The organism is Bradyrhizobium sp. 956_D2_N1_4 (assembly GCF_052076025.1).
Classification (GTDB): domain Bacteria; phylum Pseudomonadota; class Alphaproteobacteria; order Rhizobiales; family Xanthobacteraceae; genus Bradyrhizobium; species Bradyrhizobium barranii.
Window position 1 is genome coordinate 7,281,500 of sequence record NZ_CP197237.1, and the last position, 26,154, is coordinate 7,307,653.

Genomic DNA, 26,154 nt, shown 5'->3' on the forward strand with positions numbered 1-26,154 from the left:
GCCCTCTCGGCATCGCTTGTCGAAATCATCAACTGCATCTGCAAGACGCACCACCGTGGACGACGCTGGCCTGACCGGGTTGGAATTTTCAAGACAGAAACGGACGGCTTCGCGATAAGGCGCGGGAGCGCGCAGAATGACAAGGTCCGTAAGCAGCACGCGCCGCCCCTTCCTCCACGCCGTAATGGCGCGCTCCCATGTCTCGCAATCGGCCGACAAAACGCAAAACCCAAATCACAAAATATGGGTGATTCTGCCGTGCGAGCGAGCCGAAGTCATGTAACGAATGAAAAGCAAAAGGCCCGGCGACAAACCTGGCCTTGCATCGTACGAAGTAAAGCCCATCCTAGCTTTGGAGATAGGCCGCCCAGTCGCGTAATGCGGCCCGACGCTTCTCTAGCGCATCACCACGACGGTAGGCGGCCTCAGCCTTGTCACCGACAACATGCGCCAAACAAAATTCGCGCGTCTCTGCATCGTACGATGTAGTTTCCCCGCACCAGTCGGAAAAGCCGGACCGGAATCCATGCACGGTGACTCCTTCGTACATACCGCGCACAAGCTCCAGCATCGCCATGTTGCTCAGCGGCTTTCCGCGCTTCGATCCGGGGAAAATAAAGTCGGCTGGCTTCGTATTGACAGTGCGGAGGGACTCCAAAATCTCAATCGCCCTATCACAAAGTGGCACGCGGTGCTCCTTCTTTGCCTTCATGCGCGAGCCGGGCACCACCCAGAGCTTTCGGTCCGGATCATATTCTTGCCAGCGGGCGCCGATGGTCTCGCCTGTGCGAGCAACGCAAAGAATGGTGAACTCCAAGGCAGATGCTGAGATGCTGTTGCGTTTGCGCAGGTCGGCCATAAACGCTGGGAGCTTCGGATAGGGAATTGCCTTGTGATTAGCGGCTTTCTCGCGATTCTTAGGAAGGAGGTTGTCCAGATGACCGACCCAAGCGGCGGGATTATCACCGCTGCGCAGCTTGTCTACCTTGGCAGCGTCCAGGATTCGGGCGATGCGGCCGCGAAGGCGCGATGCTGTTTCGCGTTTAGAATCCCAAATAGGGCGAAGGCATCCGATCACATCCTCGGTGTTAATCTGATCCAGCGGTTTGGGCCGTAGGCTTCTGGCGTACTCTTCCAACGTCATGCGCCACTGTGCGACGTGCTTCGCGTTCTTGGCTTCCTTCTCAACCACATTTTTGATGTATCGGTCGGCATAGGTGCCGAAAGGCTCACTAACGGCGGCGCGACGATTGCGCTTGTCCGTCAACGGATCAATTCCATCGGCGAGCAATGCGCGCGCGGCCGCGGCCTTCCGGCGGGCATCAGCAAGGGAAACACCCGCTTTACCAGCGGAGCCGAGCCCCATCTCACGGGGGCCCCTTGTGGCGCGATCTTTATAAAGAAACGTCCAGCGCCGCTGCCCCTCGCGGCCGACGTTCAGGTACAGGTTGCCACCGTCGGGATAACGGCCCGGCGCCAGGTCTTTTGCCTTCACGGTGGTAGGCGATAGGCGATCAAAAACGCGGGCCACTCTCGCAACTCCGGGACTATCTGGCCCTACCTTTGGCCCTACCGGAATTGCCTGACAAGCGCGAACCGCGCTGAACGATCCTGAACCGAAATGTCTGGTTAACGCTTGATATCAAAGCATTTTCGGAACTGAAACGAATTTGGCTGAACGTGGCTGAACAGGCATCTGGCGGAGAGAGTGGGATTCGAACCCACGGTACGGTTTCCCGCACACACGCTTTCCAAGCGTGCGCCTTAAGCCACTCGGCCATCTCTCCGGAGCGCCCTCTCTTGAAGGGGAGCAGATGATTTTGCAAGGGATCGCGGGTAAATCGGGTGAATTTTCCGTAAGATATTGTATTTGAAAGACAATATCTGGCGCCAGCTGGCGCTTCGGAACCACTCAAAGGCTGAACCGGAAGCGGGTTTGGCGCGACGATTCACTCAAGACCGCCAAACACGACCGGGGACGCCATGACCATCCAAAAGACCATCGTCGCGCTGGGCCTGATTTCGGCCCTTGGCTCCGCCTTTGCCGCGTCGGCCGCCGCGCAGGTCTGCACCCGGCAGGGCGTCGACGTGAGTTGCGACGACGGGCGGCGCGGGGTGCTTTCGGGCGATGCGATCATCTGGCCGGACGGGACGCGCTCGAACGCCTCGCCGCATCCGAGCGTGATCATCGGCAACAAGAGCTCGGTGCATGTCGGACCCGGCGTGTTCGTCGGCCAGGGCAAGGGCATGGTGCCGCTGGACGATCCCAACGCGCCGAACAAGCGGCAATGCGCGATTTTGGACGGGGTGTCGTATTGCTATTGAGCACCTCTCCCCGCGAGAACGGGGAGAGCAAGAGAGCTTAAATCAACCTTACACCTGATATCGCCGACTTCAGCCAGCGTAGCGCCTGCGGCGGCTGGGTCTCGAGCGGCGCGACGACGGCCTTCTCGGTCCGGCACTTCTCCAGCTCGGCAACGAAGTCGGCGGACCACTGCTGGATGGTGTGGCCGCGCAGCGTCTTCATCATCGCGTCCCAGCGCATCTTGCGCTCGGTGAGCGACATCGCGGCCGCGACCGCGATCGCGCGGGCCATGCCGTCGATATCGTGCGGATTGACCAGCAGCGCCGTTTCGAGCTCGTTGGCGGCGCCGGCGAACTTCGACAGCACCAGCACGCCGGGATCGGCCGGGTTCTGCGCGGCGACATATTCCTTGGCGACGAGGTTCATGCCGTCATGCAGCGGCGTCACCACGCCGATCTGCGCGGTGCGGTAGAGACCCGCAAGCACGGCCTGGCTGAAACCCTTGTTCAGGTAGCGGATCGGCGTCCAGTCGACCTCGCCGTGGCGGCCGTTGACGTCGCTGACGAGACGCGCGACCTCGTTCTGGAGATTGCCATAGGCCTCGATCGCACCGCGCGAGGGGTTGGCGATCTGGAGCAGCGAGATGCTGCGCGCAAACTGCGGATGCTCGGTCCAGAGCCGGTCGAACGCGCTGATGCGATTGACGAGACCCTTGGAATAGTCGAGCCGGTCGACGCCGATCGCGAGCCGCTCGCCGTTGAGACTGCGGCGCAGCCGCGACACGTCGGGATGCGAGGCCGATTTCGCCGCGTAAGCCGCGAACTTTTCCGCATCGATGCCGATCGGAAAGACCTCGCAACGCGTACGGCCATGCTGCGAGATCGCGACGCCGTCTTCGACGGCGAGACCGAGTTCACTCGCGACATAGCCGAGGAAATTCTGGCAATCCTCATTGGTCTGGAAGCCGAGCAGATCGTAGGCCAGCATCGCCGTGATCAGTTCGCGATGATTGGGCACGCCCTGCATCACCGCGACGACCGGCCACGGCGTGTGCAGGAAGAAGCCGATCGGATCATCGACGCCGAGATCGCGCAGCTCCGCGCCGAGCGCGAGGAAATGATAATCCTGCACCCAGAACGCCGTTTTCGCTTTCCGGAAGCGCATCAAGGCGCGCGCCATGAAGGCGTTGACCTCGCGATAGCTGACATAGTCGTCGCGCGAGACGCGGATCAGATCGCTGCGCGAATGCAGCGCCGGCCACAGCGCCGAATTGGCAAAACCTTCGTAATAGCCGCCGTAATGCGCCGCCGGCAGATCCAGCGTCGCTATCGCACCCGACCCAAGCGCTTCGATCTCGGCGAACGGTTCCTTCTGATGGCCGTCGCGCACACGGCCCGACGAACCTACCCAGATAGCACCCGAATGTTCCACCACGGGAAGCAATGCCGCAGCCAAGCCGCCCGTCATCGGCTCGTTGGGTTTACCGCGCGCAACTCGATTTGAAACGACGACTAAATTCACAGGTCGTCCCCTCCTTCATTCCAACCCGTTTAACTGCTGTTCATCAATATGGTTCCTGTCTATCATTTGTACGAAATGAAACCAAAATCAGGCACATGCGTTGGAACCAGTTTTTCTGCTGGGAACCCGGCGGTTTCGCTCAACAAAGTCAGTTTTCGTGACTATGTTGCCCAGCATGAATTGCGCGCGCAAGCGAACGACGCGAGCGACAATGTGGCCCCGAGGTGTCGGTGCCTTATTCCAACCTTGTGTCGTCGAGCAGACGCGCGAGGAACGCGCGCACATCCTTCGGCTCATCGAAATGGCCGTTGACGCCGATGGCGCGGCGACCGACCGAGAAGGACAGCCCGTTCATGTCGGGCATGATCGCGAACACGGTCTCATCGGTAACGTCGTCGCCAATGAAGATCGGACGGCGCCCTTTGAAGGGCTCATGCTTCATCAATTCGCGCACGCCGGTGGCCTTGGTGAAGCCGGAATGCTTGATCTCGCAAACGAACTTGCCGGGCAGCACCTCGATCGGCGCATTGGGCAGATCGGCGCGGATCAGCGAGACGGCTTCGAAGATCGCCTTCTCCGCATGCGGCGCGAGACGATAATGCAGCGCCAGCGAATAGCCCTTGTCCTCGAGTAGAATGCCGGGGCTGAGCTTTGCAATCGCAGCCAGGCGACGCTTCAGCTCCTTGTCCATCGGCGGCGCATGCACGTCGTCGGCCTCATTGCCCACCGACAGGCGCATTTCCGCGCCGTGACCGGCGACCGCGCGAAACACGTCGGGTGCGAAGATCAGGTCGATGTCGTTGAGCGAACGGCCGCTGACCATCGCCAGCGCGCCGGACGTGCGCTCGGTCAACAGGTTCAGCGTTTCCGACAGGCCCGGCGGCACCCACACCTCGCGCGGCGTCGGCATCAGGTCGAGCAGCGTGCCGTCGATGTCGAGCAGGATCGCGGTCTCGCCGAGATGCGGCACGAGCGCATGCGGCACCGGCACCGCGTCGGGCGCTTCTTCGTCAACCATGGGGCGCTTCTGATCCAATTCCGCGAGCTCCGATTTCATAGTCTACTCCATAAAGGCAAGCGGCCGCGCGATTTGTTCGAGCGATTTGCGTTCCGCGGCGACGGCGTAGCGCCACGCCACGATCGCAGCCACGATCATCAGGAAGGCCCCCAGCAAATAGCCCGCGAACACGCTGGTGCGTGATCCCGTGTCGATCAGCGCGCCGAACAGCGCGGGCCCGATCACGCCGCCGATGCCGGTGCCGATTGCGTAGAACACCGCAATCGCCAGCGCGCGCACTTCCAGAGGGAACGTCTCGCTGACGGTCAGGTAGGCGGCGCTCGCGGCGGGCGAGGCAAAGAAGAAGATCACCATCCAGGCAATGGTCTGCCCCTGCGCGCTCAGCGCGCCGATCGAGAACAGATAGCCCGAGAGCGCCAGCAGCACGCCCGATACGCCGTAGGTAAACGTGATCATGACGCGGCGGCCGAGCGTGTCGAACAGGCGGCCGAGCAGCAGCGGCCCGAGGAAGTTGCCGGCGGCGAACGGCAGGAGATACCAGCCGACATGCTCGGCGCTGATGCCGTAGAAGTCGGTCAGCACCAGCGCGAAGGTGAAGAAGATCGCGTTGTAGAAGAACGCCTGCGCGCTCATCAGCACGAGGCCGACCAGGGAGCGCTGACGATAGACGAAGAACAGCGTGTGCACGACCTCCCTGATCGGAGTGTGGTCGCGCATCTTCAGGCGTATTTTCGTGAAGCGGCCATCGCTCGCATGCCGGTCATGCCCGATCACAGAGCGCTCGATCTCGTCCACGATGGCGTGGGCCTGGTCGGGCCGGCCGTGGATCATCAGCCAGCGCGGGCTCTCCGGAATCCACATCCGCATCAACAGCACGATGAGGCCAAGGGTCGCGCCGATGAGATAGGCGAGGCGCCAGCCGAGATCGGGACCGATCAATGCGGGATCGAGCAGCACGATGGCCGCCACCGCGCCCATCGCCGCGCCGATCCAGAAACTGCCGTTGATGACGAGGTCGGTCCAGCCGCGATAGCGCGCCGGCACCAGTTCCTGGATCGTCGAGTTGATCGCAGTGTATTCGCCGCCGATGCCGGCGCCGGTGAGAAAACGAAACAGCGCGTAACTCGCGACATTCCACGACAAGGCGGTCGCGGCGGTCGCGGAGAGATAAAGCGCCAGTGTGATGAAGAACAGCTTCTTGCGGCCGATGCGGTCGGTGAGCCAGCCGAAGCCGAGCGCGCCGAGCACCGCACCGGCAAGATACGCGGAATTGGCGATACCGAGATCGAGATTGGAGAATTGCAGCGACGGACTCTGCTTCAACGCGCCGGAGAGCGCGCCGGCCAGCGTCACCTCGAGCCCGTCGAGGATCCAGGTGATCCCGAGCGCCAGCACGACGCGGGTATGAAAGCCGCTCCACGGCAGCGCATCGAGCCGCGCGGGAATGCTGGTCTCGATGATGCGGTCAGCCGCGACCGCCGCAGAGACTGCAGGTCCATAATTCAGCGCTGGGCTTTGCTGCAATTCCATCGCGTTGCTGAGGTCTAACCAATGGAAGCGGCCCCGGTTCACATGGTGTGGACGGGGGCGTTCCGATCATGGAGGTGCGGCATTCCGCCTGCCACCTGCGACAACGCCTGCGGCAAAGGCGGGTTCCCGCGGGAACAGCGCTTGGGATCGTCCGTTTCCGATGGAGCCGCTGGGAGTTGACGCATGGCTCACGTCAGAAAGACGACACATTCGCGCAAAACCTGGAGCGCGCGAAGGTGGAGTTGAAGCGGACGTTCGGGAGGGAGTGAGACTCGCGCTCTTTACCCCCCGTCGTCCCGGACAAGCGACGCGCAGATCCGGGACCATAACCACAGGGAGTGGTTTGGCGAAGACTTGGAGTTACCACCGTCCGTCTCAACTATCCGCTGGGAGTATGGATCCCGGATCGGCGCGCGCCTAAGGGCGCGCTTGTCCAGGACGACAGCGGAGCATGAGGCGATAGCGAGGTCTTCAAGCGCCAAGCGCCTGACGCGCGGCGAGCCTTACGCGGCCCTGATATTGCCCATAAAGCGATCGAGCTCGGCGCGCAGGCGCGTGCTTTCGGATGACAACGTCTTGGCCGAGTTCAGCACCTCTTCCGAGGCCGAACCGGTTTCGGCGGCGCCGCGATTGACCTGGCCGATGTCGGTGGCTGCGGTCTGTGTGCCCTGCGCAACGGTCTGGACGCTGCGGGCGATTTCCTGCGTCGCGGCGCCCTGCTGCTCGACGGCGCTCGCAATCGACGTCGAGATCGACGAGATCTGGCCGATGGTCGCGCCGATCTCCTTGATCGCGGCGACCGACTCGGCGGTCGCGCCCTGCATCCCCGTAATGTGGGAGGAGATTTCGTCGGTCGCCTTCGCGGTCTGGCTGGCCAGCGACTTCACTTCGCTGGCGACCACGGCGAAGCCGCGGCCGGCCTCGCCCGCGCGCGCCGCCTCGATGGTGGCGTTGAGCGCAAGAAGATTGGTCTGCTCGGCAATCGCCGTGATCAGCTTGACGACTTCGCCGATCTGCTGCGCGGCATGGGAGAGTTTTCCGATGCGGCCGTCGGTTTCCTTCGCCTGCACCACGGCATTTTCTGCGATTCGGCTGGAATCGCGCACCTGGCGGCCGATCTCCTCGACCGAGGCCGAGAGCTCTTCCGTCGCGGTCGCAACCGACTGCATGTTGCTGGAGGCCTGCTCGGAGACACCGGCGACCTGGCTCGACAGGCTCTGCGTGGTCTCGGCGGTGCGGGTCAGCGTGGAGGCCGCCGACTCGAGCTGCACGGCGGAGGCCGAGACGTTGGAGACGATGGCGCCGACGGCGCTCTCGAAATCGTCGGCAAAGCGAATCAGCTCGGAGCGGCGGCTTGCGGCCTGCTCCCGGTTCTGGGCTTCGCTGGCGGCGGCATCGCGCTCGGCTTTCGCGACAGCCTGAACCTTGAATTCCTCGACTGCACCGGCCATTTCGCCGATCTCGTCCTTGCGGCCCAGGCCCGGCAACACGACGTCGAAATTGCCGGACGCGAGCTCGCGCATCGCCTTGCACATCGCGATCATCGGACGCGAGATGCCGTTGCCGAGCATCAGGGCCAGCACGGCGCCAATGGCGAGGCCGCCGAGCGCCATCATCAGCATCAGCCGTTCGGTCTCGGTGATGGTGGAGTTGGCGCTCGCTTCGATGCGCTGCTGATCCGAGGTCAGATCGGACCGCAACTCGGCCGAGAGCTTGAGAATGCCCGCCGCCGTCTTGGTCATCTCGCCGTTCAACTTGACGATGATCTTCACGTTCTCGGTCAGCTTCGAGAAAGAGGTGCGGTACTGCTTCAGCAGGTTGCCGATCTCGGTGACGCGGTCGGTGATCTTCTGGTCATTGGCATAGATCGAGACCAGCAGGGTCTCCAAAAACTTGATGCGGGCGATCACGCCGTCGGCGGTCTTCGGCTCCGGCTTGGCGACGAAGGCGCTGACCGAGGTCGAGACCGCGAGATATTGCGAGGTGACGTCCTTGGCCGTGGTCTGAACCGAGTTCAGCCCTGCCAGCGCGGCCGTATCGGCGAGATCGTCGAACTTGAAGCGAATCTTGTTGCCGACGCTGTTGAGCTCGTCGGCGGCGATCTTGTTGTTCTCGCGCGTCAGCGTGATGATCTCACCGAACACCTTGGTGAAGCGCTGGAATTCGGCCTCGAGCTTGCCGACCTGCTCGCGGCGCGCCGCGCCGGTCGTGGCCGCCACCGACTTGGCGATCGCGCCCTTCAGATTCTCTTCGGCGGCCTTGGCCGCGGTCTCGTCATCGGTCGCGCCCGTTAGCGTATAGGCCCGCGCCAGTCCCTGATAGGCGATCAGCTCGCGGTCCACGGTCCGCGCGAGGTCCGCTTCCGACACGCTGGCCCGGTAGGAGGCGACGGCGGCCTGGATCCGCTCGAAGCCGAAATAGGCGAAAGCCATGCTGACGGCGAGGATGGCCAGCACCGCCACGAAGCCGAGGATGATTTTTGCACGAAAACGCAGGGTGAAGAGCTTCGATGTGTTCGGCGTCGACTTGACGGGCATTCCCCACCCCATTCCATTCGCGGAAAACCAGGCGCAGCCCGGAAGCAGCCCGCTTCCTGACTCGTGAGCACGGTAGAGTGCAAAGGATAAGCGGCGGTAAATTTATGGCGTCGCAACTTGCGGTTAGGTGACGCGGCCGAGCCTGTCGTCCCCGCGAACGCGGGGACGACAGCCGAGAGTGGAGCGACAACGAGGGCCTCAGACGCAGCGCCCCTTACGCCGCCCGGATATTCCCCATGAAGCGATCGAGCTCGGCGCGCAGGCGGGTGCTTTCGCTGGACAGGGTTTTGGCCGAATTCAGGACCTCCTCCGAGGCCGAGCCGGTTTCGGCGGCGCCACGGTTGACCTGGCCGATGTCGGTGGCGGCGGTCTGGGTGCCCTGCGCGACCGTCTGGACGCTGCGGGCAATCTCCTGCGTCGCGGCGCCCTGCTCTTCCACGGCGCTCGCGATCGACGTCGAGATCGACGAAATCTTGCCGATGGTGGCGCCGATCTCCTTGATCGCGGCGACCGATTCGGCGGTCGCACCCTGCATGCCCGCGATGTGCGAGGAAATCTCGTCGGTGGCCTTCGCGGTCTGGCTGGCCAGTGACTTCACTTCGCTGGCGACCACGGCAAAGCCGCGGCCGGCCTCGCCCGCGCGCGCCGCCTCGATGGTGGCGTTGAGCGCCAGAAGGTTGGTCTGCTCGGCGATCGCCGTGATCAGCTTGACCACCTCGCCGATCTGCTGGGCGGCGTGCGACAGCTCGCCGATCCGGCCGTCGGTTTCCTTGGCCTGGACCACCGCAGCTTCCGCGATACGGCTGGAATCGCGGACCTGGCGGCCGATCTCCTCGACGGAGGCCGAAAGCTCTTCGGTCGCGGTTGCGACCGACTGCATGTTGCTGGAGGCCTGCTCGGACACGCCGGCAACCTGGCTCGACAGGGTCTGCGTGGTTTCGGCGGTTCGGGTCAGCGTGGAAGCCGCCGATTCGAGCTGCACGGCGGAAGCCGACACGTTCGACACGATAGCACCGACCGCGCTTTCAAAGTCATCGGCGAAGCGAATCAGCTCGGAACGGCGTGCGGTGGCCAGTTCCTTGTTCTGGGCTTCGCTGGCGGCGGCGTCGCGCTCGGCCTTGGCCACGGCCTGAACCTTGAATTCCTCGACCGCGCCGGCCATCTCGCCGATCTCGTCCTTGCGGCCGAGGCCCGGCAGCACGACGTCGAAATTGCCCGACGCGAGCTCGCGCATCGCCTTGCACATCGCGATCATCGGACGCGAGATGCCGGTGCCGAGCAGGAAAGCGAGGATCGCGCCGAGCAGCGTGCCGCCGACGGCCAGCATCAGCACCAGTTGCTCGGTCCGTCCGATGGTCGCTTCCGACTCCGAATCCAGCCGCTGCTGTTCGGCGACGAGGTCCGCCTTCATGGCGGTGGCGCCTTGCAGGATCGCGCCGGCCGAACCGCTCATCTCGGTCACGAGCTCATCCACCATCTTGGCGTTGGCGATCAGCTTCTCCAGCGCTTCGCGATAGGCCACGAGGATGGTCTTGGCGTCCTTCAGGCCGGCGACGATCTTGTCGTCCATGGAATAGACCGCGCCGAGCGAATTCTCGACGAATTTCAGCCGCGCCAGCGCGCTGGTCGCGATCGCCTGGTCGGAGGTCAGCACGAAATTGGTGGCTGCGGCGCTCGCGGTCTGGAACTGGGCGTTGACCTGCTTGGTGCCGAACTCGATCGACTGCGCCTCGGAATCGGAGGCGTTGTTGCCGATATCGTCAAGCTTGTATTTCAGGAGATTGGCTTGGCGCGTCAGCTGGTTCTGCACCAGCAGCGCGCTGTCGCGCTTGGCCTGGAGGACCTTTGCGAAGGTCGCAGAGAAGTTGGAGAATTCCTTGGCGAGCTTGTTGAGGCCCTCCTGCCGCGCCGGCTTCTGGGCACTCTTGACCGCCTGATCGATGGCGCTCTTCAGGCCGGTCTCGGCGTCCAGCGCTGCCTTGGCATCGTCCTCCTTGCCGGTGACGACGAAATAACGGACTGCCGAGCGGTAGGCGAGCAGCTCGCGGTCGATGTTGCGGGCGAGATCGGCCTCGGTGACGCTGCTGCGGTAGGCCCCGACCCCGGCCGAGACCCGCTCGAAGCCGAAATAAGAGAAAGCCATGCTGCCGGCGGAGATCACCAGCACCGCGGCGAAGCCGAGGATAATCTTGGCGCGGAACCGGAGGGTCGGAAATATTGTACGCTTCGACGGCGACGCGATACGCCCGGACATTCCAACCCCCATTTTCTATTCAGCCGTGATCCGGAGGCGCCCCGCCTCCAGACCCGGATGCGCAAAACTAGGGCAGAATGGATAAAGGGCGGTAAATTCGCCGCACCTGCGCAATTTCCGGCTTTGTCGGCCAAAAGCCGACCGGATGGGATGACGGCTGGCATCCCACATGGGCCGACCATTTTGCGGCGGTCGACCCGCTTCGCCGGCCCAAGTCATTGCCCGCTCGTCAGGATCGATGACTTTTCCATGACCGGCGTGACCAAAATCCTAGTTGCAATGTCCGGGGGCGGCGGTCTCTAATTAGAAACAATCAAAATCAATCCGGGGAGGTATGTTCCGTGTCTACAGTCAAACTGACGGTGAACGGCAAGGCCGTTGCCGTCGACGTCGAGGACCGCACGCTGCTGGTCCAGCTCCTGCGCGATCACCTCAACCTCACCGGGACCCATGTCGGCTGCGACACCAGCCAGTGCGGCGCCTGCGTCGTACACGTGGACGGCAAGGCGGTGAAATCCTGCACCATGCTGGCCGGCCAGGCCGACGGCGCCAGCGTCACCACCATCGAAGGCATCGCCAAGGGCGATGAGCTGCACCCGATGCAGGCCGCCTTCCGCGACAATCACGGCCTGCAATGCGGCTATTGCACGCCGGGCATGATCATGTCGGCGATCGACATCGTGCACCGCCATGGTGGTGAGCTCGACGAGCCCACGGTCCGCCACGAGCTCGAAGGCAATATCTGCCGCTGCACCGGCTACCACAACATCGTCAAAGCCGTGCTGGACGCAGCCGGGCGCATGAAGGTCTCGCAGGCGGCCGAGTAAACCGGCGCGCCTCGAATAAAGAACCACCGCTGCTGCTTTCGAGGGAAAGCGCAGTCAAGACAATTCCGGTCGGGAGGACCAGACATGGGTGTTGAAGGCATCGGCGCGCGAGTCGTGCGCAAGGAAGACAAGCGTTTCATTACCGGCAAGGGCCGTTACGTCGACGACATCAAATTGCAGGGCATGACCCATGCCCATTTCATCAGAAGCCCGCATGCGCACGCCAAGGTGAAGAAGATCGATTCGTCCGCCGCGCTGAAGATGCCCGGCGTGGTCGCAGTCCTCACCGGACAGGAGATCGTCGACGACAAGGTCGGCAATCTCATCTGCGGCTGGGCCATCACCTCCAAGGACGGCAGCCCGATGAAGATGGGCGCATGGCCCGCGATGGCGCCCGAGACGGTGCGCTTCGTCGGCCAGGCCGTCGCGGTCGTGATCGCCGACAGCAAGAACCTGGCGCGCGACGCCGCCGAAGCCGTGGTCGTGGAGTACGAGGAACTGCCGGCAGTCGCCGACGTCCACGCCGCGATCAAGGCCGGCGCGCCGCAGCTTCACCCCGAAGCTCCCGGCAACCAGGTCTATGACTGGGTGATCGGCGACGAGGGCGCGACGGATGCCGCCTTCGCCAAGGCCGCCAATGTGGTGAAGCTCGACGTCACCAACAACCGCCTCGCCCCGAACGCAATGGAGCCGCGCGCGGCGATCGCCGACTATGACGCGGCGGAAGAGCACTTCACGCTCTATACGACCTCGCAGAACCCGCACGTCGCCCGCCTCGTGCTCTCGGCGTTCTACAATATCGCCCCCGAGCACAAGCTGCGCGTGATCGCCCCCGACGTCGGCGGCGGCTTCGGCTCAAAAATCTTCATCTATCCCGAGGAGATGGTGGCGCTGTGGGCCTCGAAGAAGGTCGGCCGCCCGGTAAAATGGACCGGCGACCGCACCGAGGCCTTCCTCACCGATGCGCATGGCCGCGACCACGTCACCCATGCCGAAATGGCGTTCGACGCCAACAACAAGATCATCGGCTTGAAGGTGAAGACCTACGCCAATTTCGGCGCCTACATGTCGCTGTTCTCCTCGTCGGTCCCGACCTATCTCTACGCGACGCTGCTGTCGGGCCAGTACAACATCCCGGCGATCCATGCCGAGGTGGTCGGGGTCTACACCAACACCACGCCGGTCGATGCCTATCGCGGCGCGGGCCGCCCCGAGGCGAGCTATCTGATCGAACGTCTCATGGAGACGGCGGCGCGGCAGCTCAAGGTCGATCCGGCAGCACTGCGCCGGAGCAACTTCATCACCCAGTTCCCGCACCAGACGCCCGTGATCATGGCCTATGACACCGGCGACTTTAACGCCTCGCTCGACGCGGCGATGAAGGCGATCGACTATGCCGGCTTCGCAGCCCGCAAGGCCAAGGCGAAGGCGGACGGCAAGCTGCGCGGCATCGGTGTGTCCTGCTACATCGAGGCCTGCGGCATCGCGCCGTCGAAGGCGGTCGGCAGCCTCGGCGCCGGCGTCGGCTTATGGGAATCCGCCGAAGTGCGGGTCAACCCGGTCGGCACCATCGAGATCCTGACGGGCTCGCACAGCCACGGCCAGGGTCACGAGACCACGTTCTGCCAGCTCGTCGCGGAGCGCCTGGGCGTTCCCATCAGCCAGGTCTCGATCGTCCATGGCGACACCGACAAGGTGCAGTTCGGCATGGGCACCTACGGCTCGCGCTCCGCGGCCGTCGGTCTCACCGCGATCCTGAAGGCCATGGAGAAGATGGAGTCCAAGGCCAAGAAGATCGCAGCGCATGCGCTCGAAGCGTCCGAGGGCGACATCGTCATCGAGAACGGCGAGTTCAAGGTGGCCGGTACCGACAAGGCGATCGCCTTCCCGATGGTCGCGCTCGCGGCCTACACCGCGCACAATCTGCCTGACGGGATGGAGCCGGGCCTGAAGGAAAGCGCCTTCTACGATCCGACCAACTTCACCTTCCCGGCCGGCGCCTATATCTGCGAGCTTGAGGTCGATCCCGGCACCGGCAAGACCTCTTTCGTCAACTTCGTCGCGGCCGACGATTTCGGCCGGCTGATCAACCCGATGATCGTCGAGGGACAGGTCCATGGCGGCCTCGCCCAGGGCATCGGGCAGGCGCTGCTCGAGCACGCCATCTACGATGCCAACGGCCAGCCGGTCACGGCATCGTTCATGGATTACTCCATGCCGCGCGCCGACGACCTGCCCTCGTTCAACCTCTCCCACACCACGACGCTGTGCCCGGGCAATCCCCTGGGCATCAAGGGCTGCGGTGAGGCCGGCGCGATCGGCGCCTCTGCGGCCGTGATCAACGCGATCACGGATGCGATCGGCAAGAACAATCTGGAAATGCCCGCAACCCCGGACCGGGTGTGGCGCACGATCCACGCGGCCTGAGAGGAGCAACAAGATGTACCAGACCACTTATCATCGCCCCTCCTCGGTCGACGAGGCCGTCGCCCTGTTCGGCAAGAGCAGTGAGGCGAAATTCCTCGCCGGCGGCCAGACGTTGCTGCCGGTCATGAAGCAGCGGCTCGCCAGCCCGTCCGACGTGATCGACCTCGGCAAGATCAAGGAGCTGATCGGTGTCGAGGCTTCCGGCGACACGCTGACCATCAAGGCCGCGACGCCGCATTACGACGTCGCGACCAGCGATGCCGCGAAGAAGGCGATCCCCGCGCTCGCCTATCTGGCGTCGCTGATCGGCGATCCCGCCGTGCGCTATCGCGGCACGATCGGCGGCTCGCTCGCCAACAACGACCCCGCCGCAGATTATCCAGCAGCAGTGCTGGCACTCGGCGCGACGATCAAGACCAACAAGCGCTCGATTGCGGCGGACGATTACTTCAAGGGCCTGTTCACGACGGCACTTGAAGACGGCGAGATCATCACCGCCGTCTCGTTCCCGGTTCCGGCCAAAGCGGGCTACGCAAAATTCCCGCATCCGGCCTCGCGCTTCGCTCTGACCGGCGTGTTCGTTGCCAAGGCCAAGTCGGGCGACGTCCGCGTTGCTGCGACGGGCGCGTCACAGAGCGGCGTGATGCGAGTGCCCGCGATCGAAGCCGCGCTGAAGGCCAACTGGTCGCCGGCGGCGATCGACAGCGTGAGCATTTCGGCGAGCAATTTGCTGTCGGACATTCACGGCACGTCGGAGTACCGGGCCAATCTGATCAAGGTGATGGCGCAGCGCGCCGTGACTGCAGCGGGCTGATAGCGCCTCAACACAAATCTTCCGCGGCGCGCAGCAATGCGCGCCGCTTTTATTATGCGCCCATGCATGAAAACCGCTTGCCTCGCGGACATGAAGGCGAGAAAAGTTAATCAGCCAATTAACTCGCCCCAAAGAGGAACGTCCAAGGCGATTGCCGGACCACCGGCATTCGCCGGCGACCCGAGGAAACAACAACGTGCTCGATAAACCAGCGCCCACCTCCTCCGTCCGCACCTCCGGCCCGCTTTCGGGCTTCCGTGTCGTCGAATTCGCCGGCATCGGACCCGGCCCATTCGCCTGCATGATGCTGGCTGACATGGGCGCCGATGTCGTCACGCTCGATCGCGTCGGTGCGAAGAAGAGCATGAAGTCGGTCGCGGGCCGCGGCCGCAAGGTGATCGAGCTCGACCTCAAGGACAAGGCGGCGATCGCAGAGGTGCTCGACCTGCTTGCCAGCGCCGACGCGCTGGTCGAGGGCTTTCGTCCCGGCGTGATGGAGCGGCTTGGGCTCGGCCCCGACGTCGTGCTCGCGCGCAATCCCAAACTCGTCTACGGCCGCATGACCGGCTGGGGCCAGGAAGGCCCGCTCGCCAACGCCGCCGGCCATGACATCAATTACATCTCGATCACCGGCGCGCTCGCCGCGATCGGCACCAAGGAAGCCCCGGTGCCGCCGCTCAATTTGGTCGGCGATTTCGGCGGCGGCGCGCTCTATCTCGTCGTCGGCGTGCTCGCGGCCCTTTTGGAAGCGCAGAGATCCGGCAAGGGTCAGGTCGTCGATGCCGCGATGTGCGACGGCGCGGCCTCGCTGATGTCGTTCTTCTTCGACATGAAGACGATCGGCCGCTGGAGCGAGGGGCGCAACCAGAACTTCCTCGACGGCGGTGCACATTTCTACGGCGTCTATGAATGTGCCTGCGGTCACTTCGTCTCGATCGGCTCGATCGAGCCGCAGTTCTACGCGCTGCTGCGCGAGCACGCGGGCCTGACCGATGCCGACTTCGACGCGCAGATGAACCCCAAGGCCTGGCCCGCGCTGAAAGAAAAGCTGAAGGCCGTGTTCAAGAGCAAGACCCGCGAGGACTGGTGCAGGATCATGGAAGGCACCGACATCTGCTTCGCGCCGGTGTTGACCATGTCGGAAGCGACCGAACATCCGCACATGGTCGCCCGCAACGTCTTCCTCGAACGCCACGGCGTAAAGCAGCCCGCGCCCGCGCCGCGCTTCTCGCGTACGCCGTCGACGGTTCGCGAGCCGGAAGGCGCGGAGATTGGTGCGGTGACGGCTGCGTGGAAGAGGTAGATCTAGCCCCGGCAAAGATCGCGTAGGGTGGGCAAAGGCGCGAAGCGCCGTGCCCACCATCTCTCCAGAATCCTGATAGAAGTGGTGGGCACGCTTGCGCTTTGCCCACCCTACGGCAGTGTGCCCGAACGCAGCGACCTAAGCCGCCGTATTCACCTTCAACACGCCGCGCCGGATCTGATCCTCCTCGATCGACTCGAACAGGGCCTTGAAGTTGCCCTCGCCAAAGCCGTCGTCGCCTTTGCGCTGGATGAACTCGAAGAAGATCGGGCCGATCGCGTTGGCGGAGAAGATCTGCAGCAGCACCTTGGTCTGGCCACCGTCGACCACGCCCTCGCCGTCGATCAGGATGCCGTTGGTCTGGAGCCGCGCGACGTCCTCGCCGTGCTTCGGCAGGCGCGCGTCGATCTTCTCGAAATAGGTCTCGGGCGGCGACGGCATGAAGGGCAGGCCGGCTTCGCGCAGGCCTTCGATGGTGGCGTGGATATCGCGGCAGCCGCAGGCGATGTGCTGGATGCCCTCGCCGCGATAGATATTGAGATATTCCTCGATCTGGCCGGACTCGCCGGCGTCCTCGTTGATCGGAATCCGGATCTTGCCGTCCGGGCTCGTCAGCGCGCGCGAGAACAAGCCGGAGGCGCGGCCCTCGATGTCGAAGAAGCGGATCTGGCGGAAGTTGAACAGCTTTTGGTAGAAGCCCGTCCACACATCCATGCGGCCGCGATGGACGTTGTGGGTGAGGTGATCGAGATAGAACAGGCCGGCGCCGACCGGCTTTGGATCGCGTGCGCCCAGCCACTCGAACTCGGCATCATAAGCCGAGCCCTTGGCGCCGTAGCGATCGACGAAATAAAGCAGGCTGCCGCCGATGCCCTTGATCGCGAGCACATCGAGCGTCTTCTGCGTCGATGACACGTCGGCCGGCTCCGCGCCGAGCGCGATCGCACGGTCATAGGCCGCCTTCGCATCGACCACGCGAAACGCCATCGACGGCGCGCAGGGGCCGTGCGCGGCGACGAAGTCGAAGCCGTGGGTGCCGGGCTCCTCGTTGACGAGATAGTTGATGTCGCCCTGGCGATAGACGGTGATCTTCTTGCTTCTGTGGCGGGCGACGGGCGCATAGCCCATCAGCTTGAACAGCGCGTGTAGCTCTTCCGGATTGGGATGCGCGTATTCGACGAACTCGAACCCGTCAGTGCCCATCGGATTGTCGGCGGTGATGGTGGCCGGCGGTGCATCGTGCGGAAACGGACCCATAGCGCTCTCCAATTGCTGTTGCCATGAACTATCCTTCACCGGGCGTGCAATGAGCGTGCAAACGGGTCGCATTTTGGCTATCGTATGCACGGTCCGTGCATGAAATGGATAAATTACGCATGATCTCCGTAGACGCATTCGACCTCAAGATCCTGGGCGCGCTCCAGGATGACGGCCGCCTCACCAACCAGGAGCTCGCCGATCTCGCGGGGCTCTCGGCCTCGCAATGCTCGCGGCGGCGGATGCGGCTGGAGGAGGAGAAGGTGATCTCGGGCTATCACGCCGATCTCTCCAGCGAAGCGCTGGGCTTCGGTGTGATCGCCTTTATCCAGGTGGGGCTCGCGACCCACTCGCCGGACAATTCGAAACGCTTCCGCGCCTTGGTCAACCGGATCGACGAGATCCAGGAGGCCTATTCACTCACCGGCGACGCCGACTACGTGCTGAAGGCGGTTCTCCGCGATCTCAAGGGTCTCTCCAATCTCGTCAACGACGTGCTGATGCCGCACCAGAGCGTGGCGCATGTGCGTTCCTCGATCGTGCTCGACAGGCTCAAGGAAAGCTCGCGCCTGCCGCTGAAGGATTTGAAGGCTGGCTGAAATCGAGGGAACTACGCCATTCGCGCTTCACACGCCGTCTGCGATGATGAGCTCAATCTGCGGAGATTCAGCCATGGCCCTCCAGCTTCGACCGAATTGCGAATATTGCGACCGCGACCTGCCGCCTGATGCAACGGATGCGCGGATCTGCTCCTATGAATGCACGTTCTGTGCGGATTGCGTCGAGACGAAACTCTCCAATGTCTGCCCGAATTGCGGCGGCGGTTTTGCGCCGCGCCCGATCAGGCCGACGCAGGAATGGCGGCCGGGGGTGTGCGTCACCAAACACGTGCCGTCCGACAAGCGGGTGCATTTGAAGTACAGCCCGGAGGATGTCGCCGCGCATTGCGCGCGGATCAAGGACGTGGCGCCCGAGAGGCGGTAGGTCCCGTAGGGTGGGCAAAGGCGCCTTAGCGCCGTGCCCACCATGTCTCCGCAACTTTGATCGGCATGGTGGGCACGCTTCGCTTTGCCCACCCTACGAGACCGAGTGTGCGGCAGTCACTCCGCCGCCAAAATCGTCCCCTCGACCTCCCCGAACCCGACCCGGTAGCCACTACTGCCCTGGCACCAGCCGCGCATGACGAGGCTGTCGCCGTCTTCCAAAAATGAGCGCTTGATGCCGCCGGGCAATTCCACCGGCTCGGTGCCGTTCCAGCTGATCTCCAACAGGCTGCCGCGCTGGTTCTTCTCCGGGCCGGAGATGGTGCCGGACCCAAGGAGATCGCCAACATTCATCGCGCAACCGCTGGAGGCGTGGTGCATGAGCTGCTGCACCGACGACCAGTACATGTATTTGAAATTGGTGCGGCTGATGCCGGCGGGCGCATTGGCGCCGGCCGCGCGCAAGGAGACGTCGAGCTGGAGATCATAATTCTGCGGCTTCGCCTGCTTGAGATAATCCAGCGGCACCGGTTCCTGCTCCGGTCCCTTCAGGCGGAACGGCTCCAGCGCCTCGCGCGTCACCACCCACGGGCTGATCGAGGTCGCGAACGCTTTTGCCAGGAACGGGCCGAGCGGCACATATTCCCATTGCTGAATGTCGCGCGCGCTCCAGTCGTTGAGCAGCACGAAACCGAAGATCATCTCCTCGGCCTGTTGCTCGGTCAGCATGCCGCCCATGGCAGAGGGCTGGCCGACCACGACGCCCATCTCCAGCTCGAAATCGAGCCGCTTGCACGGCCCGAAGCTGGGCAGCTCGACATTCGGCGGCTTCAGCTGGCCGCGCGGTCGCTTCACCTTCGTCCCGGAGACCACGACGGTCGAGGCGCGGCCATTATAGGCGATCGGCATGTGCAGCCAGTTCGGCTGCAGCGCATTGTCCTTGCCGCGGAACATCACGCCGACATTGGTGGCGTGCTCCTTCGACGAATAGAAATCGGTGTAGCCGGAAACCGCGAACGGCAGATGCAATTTTGCATCGCGCATCGGCACCAGGGCCTGCTTGCGCAGCTCCTCATTGTCGCGCAGTTCCGGATGATCGTGACGCAGCAGCTCGCTGATCCGCGCGCGTGTCTTCGTCCAGACCTTCGGTCCGAGCGCCATGAACGGATTGAGCGAGGGGCCGGAGAACACGCCGAGCGGCCCGACATCAAGCCGGCAATCCTGCTCGAGCGCCCAGAGATCGAACACGTAGTTGCCGATCGCGACACCGACGCGCGGCGTCGGATTGGCCGAGGTCGAGAACACGCCATAGGGCAGGTTCTGGATCGGGAAGTCGGAGGCGGGATCGACCTCGATGAAGGAGCGGAGGCTGGGGTCGTTGGGATGGGTTGTCACTTTCGGCCTGGTCCTTTCTTCCTTCTCCCCTTGTGGGAGAAGGTGGCGCGAAGCGCCGGATGAGGGGTTCTATCCGCGCGTCCGAATGAGAGAGGTTCAACCGTGGAGACAGACCCCTCACCCGTCTCGCCGCTACGCCGTAGCCGATGCAAAGCATCGGCGTTCTTAAGAGACGGCGGCCAGAGGCCGCCTATGCCACCCTCTCCCACAAGGGGAGAGGGGAAGACCGTCACGGCTTGTTCGGATCGAACCGCTTCTCCAGGCCCGTCCAGCAGTCCGCGTAATTGTCCTGCAACGTCGACGACTTCGCGGCATGCGCTGTCACGCGCTGCGGGTAGCGGGTTTCGAACATGAAGGCCATGGTGCCGGTCAGCTTCACCGGTTTCAGCTCGCCGTTGCTGGCATGCTCGAAGGCATCGCGGTCGGGGCCGTGCGGCAGCATGCAATTGTGGAGCGAGATACCGCCCGGGACAAAACCCTGCGGCTTGGCATCGTAGACGCCGTAGATCAGGCCCATGAACTCGCTCATGATGTTCATGTGATACCAGGGCGGGCGAAAGGTGTTGTCGGCCACCATCCAGCGCTCGGGGAAGATCACGAAGTCGATGTTCGCGGTGCCCGCGGTCTCCGACGGCGAGGTCAGCACCGTGAAGATCGAAGGATCGGGATGATCGAAGCCGATCGCGCCTACCGGAGAGAAGGTGCGCAAATCGTATTTGTAGGGCGCGTAATTGCCGTGCCAAGCGACGACGTCGATCGGCGAATGCGGCAACGTGGTCTTGAACAGCGATCCGCCCCATTTCACGTAAAGTTCGGTCGGCGTGTCCTTGTCCTCGTAATGCGCGACCGGGGTGAGGAAATCGCGCGCATTGGCGAGGCAATTGGCGCCGATCGGCCCGCGCTCCGGCAGCGTGAAGGCGCCGCCGTAATTTTCGCAGAGATAACCGCGCGCAGGACCGTTCGGAATCTCGACGCGGAATTTGACGCCGCGCGGGATCACCACGATCTCGCCGGGCTCGGCATCGATACGGCCGAACTCGGTGACGACGCGCAGATTGCCCTGCTGGAGCACGAACATCAGTTCGCCGTCGGCATTGTAGAAATGCTGATCCACCATCGACTTGGTGATGAGATAGACATGCGCGGCCATGCCAGCCTGCGTGTTGACGTCGCCGGCGGTCGTCATGGTCTGCACGCCCTGAAGGAAGGTCATGTCCTCCTTCGGGATCGGCGCCGGGTCCCAGCGCAGCTGCGCGATCGGCAAATCGTATTCATGGCAGGGCGCCGAGCGCCACAGGCCGGCATCGGCCTTCTCGAAGCGGCCGGAATGCTTCACCGAGGGGCGGATGCGATAGAGCCAGGAGCGCTCATTGGTGCCGCGCGGCGCGGTGAATGGCGAGCCGGAAAGCTGCTCGGCGTAGAGCCCGTAAGCGCAGCGCTGCGGCGAGTTGCGCCCGATCGGCAGCGCGCCCGGCAGCGCCTCGGTCTCGAAGCTGTTGCCGAAGCCGGACATGTAGCCCGGCGTGACCTGCGCCGAGCTGCGAATGATCTGATCAGGCGAGGTGTTGACGTTCATGACTATCCTCCTCCTTGCAGGGCGGCCCACATTTCCTGGTCGCGCTTGTCGGTCCAGATCACGGGGTCGTCGATTCCCGACGCCTCGTCATAGGCGCGCGAGACGTTGAACGGCAGGCAGTGCTCGTAGATGGCGAAGCTGTGGAACTTCGGGTCCATCACTTCGCGCGTCGCCGCCATCGATTCCTTCAGCGTACGCCCCTTGGCGACGGAGACCTCGGCCGCGCCATAGAGCGAGGTGACGAAGTCGCGCGTCATCGCGATGGCTTCGCGCACCGTGGCTGTGCCCTTCAGCGCATCGCCACGGCCCGGCGCGATCGCCTTGGGATTGAAGTTGCGGATCTCGTTCAGCGTCGGCGGCCATTCGCGCAAATGCGCGTCGCCGCAATAGCAGGCCGAGTGATATTCGATGAGGTCGCCGGAGAACATGACCTCGGCATCCGGCACCCAGGCGACGATGTCGCCGGAGGTGTGGCCTGCGCCCAACTGCATCAGGCGTACTTCGCGCTTACCAAGATAGATCGACATCTCGCCTTCGAAGGTCAGCGTCGGCCAGGTCAGGCCGGGAATGCTCGCGGCATCCTGGAACAGCCGCGGGAAGCGGCCATATTCGGAATCCCAATCCTGCTGGCCGCGCTCCTCGATCAGACGATAGGTCTCCTGCGAGGCCACGATGCCCTGCGCCTTGTAGGCGGAGGCGCCCAGCACGCGCACGGCGTGATAGTGCGACAGCACGACATATTTGATCGGCTTGTCGGTGACGGTCTTGACGCGCTCGATCACCTTGTTGGCCATCGCCGGCGTCGACTGCGCGTCGAACACCAGGCAGCCGTCGTCACCGACGATGATCGCGGTGTTCGGATCGCCCTCCGCGGTGAAGGCATAGAGATCGGTGCCGATCTCGGAGAAGGTGATCTTCTTTTCAGAGAGATCGCCGGTGGATGCGAAGTTCTTCGCCATCAATTCGTCCTCAGGTCTTTGGGTTATTGTTGTTGCTGTTGTTGCTGCTGTCCGTCGGTCATGCGCCGCTTCGCGAGCACGATCGCTTCCCGCAACACGTCGATGTCGCCGATATGGTTGGCGAGAATCAGGACCAGTGCCGCGTCGAAATCGGCGCTCTGCTCGTCGGTGAAGCCGCGGTGCGCCTCGACGATGGCGCGAAAGGCATCGTCGGGCCGCGCGAAGTTGGAGCTGGTTGAAAGCGGCATGCGAATCCTCAATTCAAGCCTTGGGCCCGCGACAACGCGACCGTGATCGCCGCACGCGTCGGATGGCGGAAGCGCGCCGCAACGTAGCCGTCGGGCCTGAGCAGATAGGCAGTACCTGGCTCGGCGCCATAGCGCTTTGCGACAAGGCCCGAGGGATCGGCAAGACCGCCCTCGCCACCGATGCGGATATCCTTCACACCATCGGGCGCATCGATCGCCGCGCCATTGCTGAACGACAGCAAGGTGAAGTCCGTTCCACCCCGGCGGAATGCGTCGGTCAGATAGGCCTGCTCGCCAACGGGCGCGTCGAGCATGGAAGCGCCGGGCAACGGTCCGCCGCGCCACGCCTCAGCATCGGGCGATGACAGCGGCGAGTCGTAGCTGCACGGCACCGAGAGCCGCCCGCCATTGACCATCCGCTTGCCGAACTCCGTTTCCTTGGCCAGCGACAGCACCGCCTTGCGCAGCCGCGCTTCCTGATGCGAGTTCGGCGCCATGAAATCCGTCGAGCGGGTGGATTCGCGGATGTTCTCGTCGGCAGCCAGGCTGCGCTCGACATGGTAGCTCTCGAGCAGGCCCGCGGGCGAGGTGCCGCGCAGCACTCGGTCGAGCTTCCAGGACAGATTCTCCGCGTCCTCCAGCCCGGAATTGGCACCGCGCGCGCCGAAGGGCGAGACCTGATGCGCGGAATCGCCCGCAAAAATCACCCGGCCGTGGAGGAAGCGATCCATCCTCCGGCACTGGAATTTGTAGAGCGAGATCCACTCGAACTCGAACTTATCGTGACCGAGCATGCGCGCGATCCGCGGCCGCACGTTCTCCGGCTTCTTCTCGACGACGGGATCGGCATAGCGATTGAGCTGGAGATCGATGCGCCAGACGTCGTCGGGCTGCCGGTGCAGCAGCGCGGAGCGCCCGGCATGAAACGGCGGATCGAACCAGAACCAGCGCTCGGTCGGGAACTCCGCCGTCATCTTGACGTCGGCGATCAGGAACTGGTCCTCGAACACCTGTCCCGCGAACTCGGCGCCGACCATCTGCCTCAGCGAGGAGCGCGCGCCGTCGCAGGCGACGACATATTGCGCGTGCAGGCGATAGGCGCCCTCCGGCGTCTCGATCGTCAGCGCGACGGAATCGTTGCGCTGTTCAAGCGCCGTCACCTTGTTGCGCCAGCGCAGATCGATCTCAGGGAGATCACTGATGCGATCGACCAGATAGGCCTCGGCGTAATATTGCTGGAGGTTGATGAAGGCCGGCCGCTTGTGACCGTCTTCCGGAAGCAGGTTGAACTGGTAGAGCTGCGACTCGCCATGAAAAATGCGGCCCACGCTCCACACCACGCCTTTCTCGACCATGCGGTCGCCGACGCCGAGCCGGTCCCAATATTCGAGCGACCGCTTGGAGAAGCAGATCGCGCGCGAGCCTTCGCCGATCCGGTCGGCATCATCCAGAAGGACGACGCGCTGGCCGCGCTGAGCAAGGTCGATCGCAAGCGACAGCCCCACCGGCCCCGCGCCGACGACCACCACGGGATGCTCGGCCGCACTCTGGCCGGGACGATCCTGGTCGGGGTGGCGGCGATAGCCGAACTGGGTTTTGGCCTGCTGCGGATTGGCCTGCGCCATGCGCTAACCTCGGCTCTGGTCAAGAGAGGACTGATCTGCTAGATAGTCTCACGTGCAACTATTTTGGACCGGAGCCGGCCGGCCGTCAACTGGAATTCGGAGCGCTCTCCTTGGCGAGGACATCCAGCGACATCGCGCTGAAGGCACGTGAGGCCGACGAGGCTTCATTGCGGCCGAAGGCGCGGCTCGATTTGTTCAAATTCGTGCCGTTCCGCCTCAACCGGCTGGCGGCCGAGGTGAGTTCCGCGCTTGCGGTCGAATATCAGGAGCGTCACGGCCTCGACATTCCGGCCTGGCGCGTGATCGCCACGCTCGGCTTCCGCAACGATCCCTGTAGCGCGCAGTACATCTCGCAATGCACCCGCACGCACAAATCCACCATCAGCCGCGCCGTGACCGCGCTGCTGCACCAGGGGCTGATCGAGCGGGTCGAGAACGAAGCCGACCGCCGCGAATTCCGCCTGCAACTGACGAAGAAAGGTCGCGCGCTGTACGAAGAGCTGTTCCCGCAATTGCTGCGACGGGAAGACGAGATCCTCGCCTGCCTCTCCGCGCAGGAGCGGAAGCAGCTCTCGGCCCTGCTCGGCAAGATCGAACAGAGCCTCGACCTGATCCAGACCAGCGAAGAGGCCGACGCGAAAGAGGCGTATTAGGGCGCGTACTCATAGAGGTGCAGACGTCGGCTTTTGGGAGGCCGATTGAGAAAGCTTGGCAGGTCCGTGACGGCACTGGCTTATATAACGGCGCTACTTGCGGCGTTTGCCGCAACTCGCGCATACGCCGCTGACATAGGTTATCTGGCTTCCCCCGGAGTCGCTGCAAACGAGTTTCCCTCACCACAGCGCCCTGTTGCACGGATCGTCAGCCCGCGCCGCGCCGCCGAAGAGCGCCGAGACGCCCTCAATGAGGCCGGTCAAATCGCACGTGCTCTTGAACTGAAACCAGGTATGACAGTGGGCGACATTGGAGCAGGCAGCGGCTACCACACGGTCAGGCTCTCGCACCTCGTCGGCCCCGCCGGCTCTGTCGTTGCCCAGGACGTCACGCGGGATTACCTCATCGAGCTCGCCACGCGAACAGAACGTCTGAAGTTGACGAACGTGCAATTCGCCCTCGGCGAACCACACGACCCGCGTCTGCCCGCTTCCTCGCTGGATGCTGCAATCCTCGTGCACATGTATCACGAGATAGCCCAACCCTATGCCTTCCTCTACAATCTCGCGGCCGCTCTAAAGCAGGATGCGCGGGTCGGAATTGTCGATCTTGAGCTTCCGACGTCGAAGCATGGCACGCCAATTGAGCTCTTGCGCTGCGAATTGACCGCCGTCGGCTATCGCGAGGTCGCCACATACAAGCTCGCAGGGGACGGAGGATACCTGGCGGTATTCTCTCCGCCGGAGGTAGCGGCTCGAAAATCTCCCCGCGATATCGTTGCTTGCCGGGATCCTGCCGGCACTCGTTGATACCTCGCCGGCCGCCCGCGTCGAAGGCTGAATACGTCCGAAGAAGAGGTCAGACCGGAAGTTGCCGGCTGAGACTCAAACTGGGGATTTTGACCCGAAGCAGTCGCGAGGC

21 protein-coding genes and 1 tRNA gene are annotated in these 26,154 nt (G+C 63.6%); 9 read left to right on the forward strand and 13 right to left on the reverse strand.

Annotated elements, in window-relative coordinates; all coding sequences use genetic code 11:
* Nucleotides 1–346 precede the first annotated feature (346 nt).
* Nucleotides 347–1,531 carry a tyrosine-type recombinase/integrase gene (locus AB7535_RS34460; RefSeq protein ID WP_439037489.1) on the reverse strand — a complete coding sequence of 395 codons (1,185 nt, stop codon included), beginning with the start codon at nucleotides 1,529–1,531 and terminating at the stop codon, nucleotides 347–349.
* Between the two features lie 166 nt (nucleotides 1,532–1,697).
* Nucleotides 1,698–1,787, reverse strand: a tRNA-Ser gene (locus tag AB7535_RS34465).
* 196 nt (nucleotides 1,788–1,983) lie between these two features.
* Here AB7535_RS34465 and AB7535_RS34470 point away from each other — a divergent pair.
* A complete protein-coding gene (locus AB7535_RS34470; RefSeq protein ID WP_063980509.1) occupies nucleotides 1,984–2,325 on the forward strand; it encodes a hypothetical protein in 342 nt (113 codons plus the stop codon).
* Between the two features lie 37 nt (nucleotides 2,326–2,362).
* On the opposite strand, the gene AB7535_RS34475 is transcribed toward AB7535_RS34470, so the two are convergent.
* From AB7535_RS34475 to AB7535_RS34495, 5 genes are all read right to left on the reverse strand, one after another.
* On the reverse strand, nucleotides 2,363–3,826 hold the full coding sequence (locus AB7535_RS34475) for a trehalose-6-phosphate synthase (protein WP_085403638.1): 1,464 nt from the start codon (nucleotides 3,824–3,826) through the stop codon (nucleotides 2,363–2,365).
* 235 nt (nucleotides 3,827–4,061) lie between these two features.
* The gene (gene otsB, locus AB7535_RS34480) at nucleotides 4,062–4,883 is read right to left on the reverse strand and encodes a trehalose-phosphatase (protein ID WP_063980508.1); all 822 of its coding nucleotides are present in this window, start codon (nucleotides 4,881–4,883) and stop codon (nucleotides 4,062–4,064) included.
* 3 nt (nucleotides 4,884–4,886) lie between these two features.
* Nucleotides 4,887–6,374, reverse strand: coding sequence for an MFS transporter (locus tag AB7535_RS34485; protein WP_354113751.1), 1,488 nt, complete (start codon nucleotides 6,372–6,374; stop codon nucleotides 4,887–4,889).
* Nucleotides 6,375–6,877: 503 nt separating this feature from the next.
* Complete coding sequence (locus AB7535_RS34490) at nucleotides 6,878–8,911, reverse strand: methyl-accepting chemotaxis protein (RefSeq protein ID WP_259259862.1); 2,034 nt, start codon at nucleotides 8,909–8,911, stop codon at nucleotides 6,878–6,880.
* A 214-nt stretch (nucleotides 8,912–9,125) separates the two neighbouring features.
* The gene (locus AB7535_RS34495) at nucleotides 9,126–11,165 is read right to left on the reverse strand and encodes a methyl-accepting chemotaxis protein (RefSeq protein ID WP_354113750.1); all 2,040 of its coding nucleotides are present in this window, start codon (nucleotides 11,163–11,165) and stop codon (nucleotides 9,126–9,128) included.
* Nucleotides 11,166–11,506: 341 nt separating this feature from the next.
* Here AB7535_RS34495 and AB7535_RS34500 point away from each other — a divergent pair, with 341 nt between their 5' ends.
* The 4 genes from AB7535_RS34500 (at nucleotide 11,507) to AB7535_RS34515 (ending at nucleotide 16,536) form a co-directional block, all read left to right on the forward strand.
* Nucleotides 11,507–11,992: a (2Fe-2S)-binding protein gene (locus AB7535_RS34500; protein WP_085403642.1), complete on the forward strand. Its 486-nt coding sequence runs from the start codon at nucleotides 11,507–11,509 to the stop codon at nucleotides 11,990–11,992.
* 84 nt (nucleotides 11,993–12,076) lie between these two features.
* On the forward strand, nucleotides 12,077–14,419 hold the full coding sequence (locus tag AB7535_RS34505) for a xanthine dehydrogenase family protein molybdopterin-binding subunit (protein ID WP_354113749.1): 2,343 nt from the start codon (nucleotides 12,077–12,079) through the stop codon (nucleotides 14,417–14,419).
* Nucleotides 14,420–14,432: 13 nt separating this feature from the next.
* Nucleotides 14,433–15,233, forward strand: a complete 801-nt coding sequence (locus AB7535_RS34510; protein WP_354113748.1) for an FAD binding domain-containing protein — start codon at nucleotides 14,433–14,435, stop codon at nucleotides 15,231–15,233.
* A 196-nt stretch (nucleotides 15,234–15,429) separates the two neighbouring features.
* A complete protein-coding gene (locus tag AB7535_RS34515) occupies nucleotides 15,430–16,536 on the forward strand; it encodes a CaiB/BaiF CoA transferase family protein (protein WP_354113747.1) in 1,107 nt (368 codons plus the stop codon).
* 138 nt (nucleotides 16,537–16,674) lie between these two features.
* On the opposite strand, the gene hppD is transcribed toward AB7535_RS34515, so the two are convergent.
* The gene (hppD, locus tag AB7535_RS34520) at nucleotides 16,675–17,793 is read right to left on the reverse strand and encodes a 4-hydroxyphenylpyruvate dioxygenase (RefSeq protein ID WP_354113746.1); all 1,119 of its coding nucleotides are present in this window, start codon (nucleotides 17,791–17,793) and stop codon (nucleotides 16,675–16,677) included.
* A 119-nt stretch (nucleotides 17,794–17,912) separates the two neighbouring features.
* On the opposite strand from hppD, the gene AB7535_RS34525 reads away from it, so the two are divergent.
* Both AB7535_RS34525 and AB7535_RS34530 read left to right on the forward strand, forming a co-directional pair.
* Nucleotides 17,913–18,392 carry an Lrp/AsnC family transcriptional regulator gene (locus AB7535_RS34525; protein WP_038959069.1) on the forward strand — a complete coding sequence of 160 codons (480 nt, stop codon included), beginning with the start codon at nucleotides 17,913–17,915 and terminating at the stop codon, nucleotides 18,390–18,392.
* A 73-nt stretch (nucleotides 18,393–18,465) separates the two neighbouring features.
* Entirely contained in the window at nucleotides 18,466–18,777 is a 312-nt protein-coding gene (locus AB7535_RS34530) for a DUF1272 domain-containing protein (protein WP_028149287.1), read from the forward strand.
* Between the two features lie 116 nt (nucleotides 18,778–18,893).
* On the opposite strand, the gene fahA is transcribed toward AB7535_RS34530, so the two are convergent.
* The 5 genes from fahA to AB7535_RS34555 all read right to left on the reverse strand — a co-directional run bounded on the left by fahA (nucleotide 18,894) and on the right by AB7535_RS34555 (nucleotide 24,579).
* A complete protein-coding gene (fahA, locus tag AB7535_RS34535; RefSeq protein WP_354113745.1) occupies nucleotides 18,894–20,171 on the reverse strand; it encodes a fumarylacetoacetase in 1,278 nt (425 codons plus the stop codon).
* 229 nt (nucleotides 20,172–20,400) lie between these two features.
* On the reverse strand, nucleotides 20,401–21,747 hold the full coding sequence (hmgA, locus tag AB7535_RS34540; protein ID WP_038943436.1) for a homogentisate 1,2-dioxygenase: 1,347 nt from the start codon (nucleotides 21,745–21,747) through the stop codon (nucleotides 20,401–20,403).
* A gap of 2 nt (nucleotides 21,748–21,749) precedes the next feature.
* A complete protein-coding gene (locus AB7535_RS34545) occupies nucleotides 21,750–22,706 on the reverse strand; it encodes an MBL fold metallo-hydrolase (protein ID WP_354113744.1) in 957 nt (318 codons plus the stop codon).
* Between the two features lie 23 nt (nucleotides 22,707–22,729).
* Nucleotides 22,730–22,954: a DUF2783 domain-containing protein gene (locus AB7535_RS34550; protein ID WP_014490505.1), complete on the reverse strand. Its 225-nt coding sequence runs from the start codon at nucleotides 22,952–22,954 to the stop codon at nucleotides 22,730–22,732.
* 8 nt (nucleotides 22,955–22,962) lie between these two features.
* Nucleotides 22,963–24,579, reverse strand: coding sequence for an FAD-dependent oxidoreductase (locus AB7535_RS34555; RefSeq protein ID WP_354113743.1), 1,617 nt, complete (start codon nucleotides 24,577–24,579; stop codon nucleotides 22,963–22,965).
* A gap of 110 nt (nucleotides 24,580–24,689) precedes the next feature.
* Here AB7535_RS34555 and AB7535_RS34560 point away from each other — a divergent pair, with 110 nt between their 5' ends.
* Together AB7535_RS34560 and AB7535_RS34565 are read left to right on the forward strand one after the other, a co-directional pair.
* Nucleotides 24,690–25,232 carry a MarR family winged helix-turn-helix transcriptional regulator gene (locus AB7535_RS34560; RefSeq protein ID WP_166059311.1) on the forward strand — a complete coding sequence of 181 codons (543 nt, stop codon included), beginning with the start codon at nucleotides 24,690–24,692 and terminating at the stop codon, nucleotides 25,230–25,232.
* A 45-nt stretch (nucleotides 25,233–25,277) separates the two neighbouring features.
* Nucleotides 25,278–26,042, forward strand: coding sequence for a class I SAM-dependent methyltransferase (locus AB7535_RS34565; RefSeq protein WP_354113742.1), 765 nt, complete (start codon nucleotides 25,278–25,280; stop codon nucleotides 26,040–26,042).
* Nucleotides 26,043–26,154 lie beyond the last annotated feature (112 nt).

Bases quoted from the DNA above. Each gene is read 5' to 3' on its own strand.
- AB7535_RS34470 (WP_063980509.1), top strand. From the start codon at position 1,984: ATGACCATCCAAAAGACCATCGTCGCGCTGGGCCTGATTTCGGCCCTT.
- otsB (WP_063980508.1), bottom strand. From the start codon at position 4,883: ATGAAATCGGAGCTCGCGGAATTGGATCAGAAGCGCCCCATGGTTGAC.
- AB7535_RS34485 (WP_354113751.1), bottom strand. From the start codon at position 6,374: ATGGAATTGCAGCAAAGCCCAGCGCTGAATTATGGACCTGCAGTCTCT.
- AB7535_RS34490 (WP_259259862.1), bottom strand. From the start codon at position 8,911: ATGCCCGTCAAGTCGACGCCGAACACATCGAAGCTCTTCACCCTGCGT.
- AB7535_RS34495 (WP_354113750.1), bottom strand. From the start codon at position 11,165: ATGTCCGGGCGTATCGCGTCGCCGTCGAAGCGTACAATATTTCCGACC.
- AB7535_RS34505 (WP_354113749.1), top strand. From the start codon at position 12,077: ATGGGTGTTGAAGGCATCGGCGCGCGAGTCGTGCGCAAGGAAGACAAG.
- AB7535_RS34510 (WP_354113748.1), top strand. From the start codon at position 14,433: ATGTACCAGACCACTTATCATCGCCCCTCCTCGGTCGACGAGGCCGTC.
- hppD (WP_354113746.1), bottom strand. From the start codon at position 17,793: ATGGGTCCGTTTCCGCACGATGCACCGCCGGCCACCATCACCGCCGAC.
- AB7535_RS34525 (WP_038959069.1), top strand. From the start codon at position 17,913: ATGATCTCCGTAGACGCATTCGACCTCAAGATCCTGGGCGCGCTCCAG.
- AB7535_RS34530 (WP_028149287.1), top strand. From the start codon at position 18,466: ATGGCCCTCCAGCTTCGACCGAATTGCGAATATTGCGACCGCGACCTG.
- hmgA (WP_038943436.1), bottom strand. From the start codon at position 21,747: ATGAACGTCAACACCTCGCCTGATCAGATCATTCGCAGCTCGGCGCAG.
- AB7535_RS34545 (WP_354113744.1), bottom strand. From the start codon at position 22,706: ATGGCGAAGAACTTCGCATCCACCGGCGATCTCTCTGAAAAGAAGATC.
- AB7535_RS34550 (WP_014490505.1), bottom strand. From the start codon at position 22,954: ATGCCGCTTTCAACCAGCTCCAACTTCGCGCGGCCCGACGATGCCTTT.
- AB7535_RS34555 (WP_354113743.1), bottom strand. From the start codon at position 24,579: ATGGCGCAGGCCAATCCGCAGCAGGCCAAAACCCAGTTCGGCTATCGC.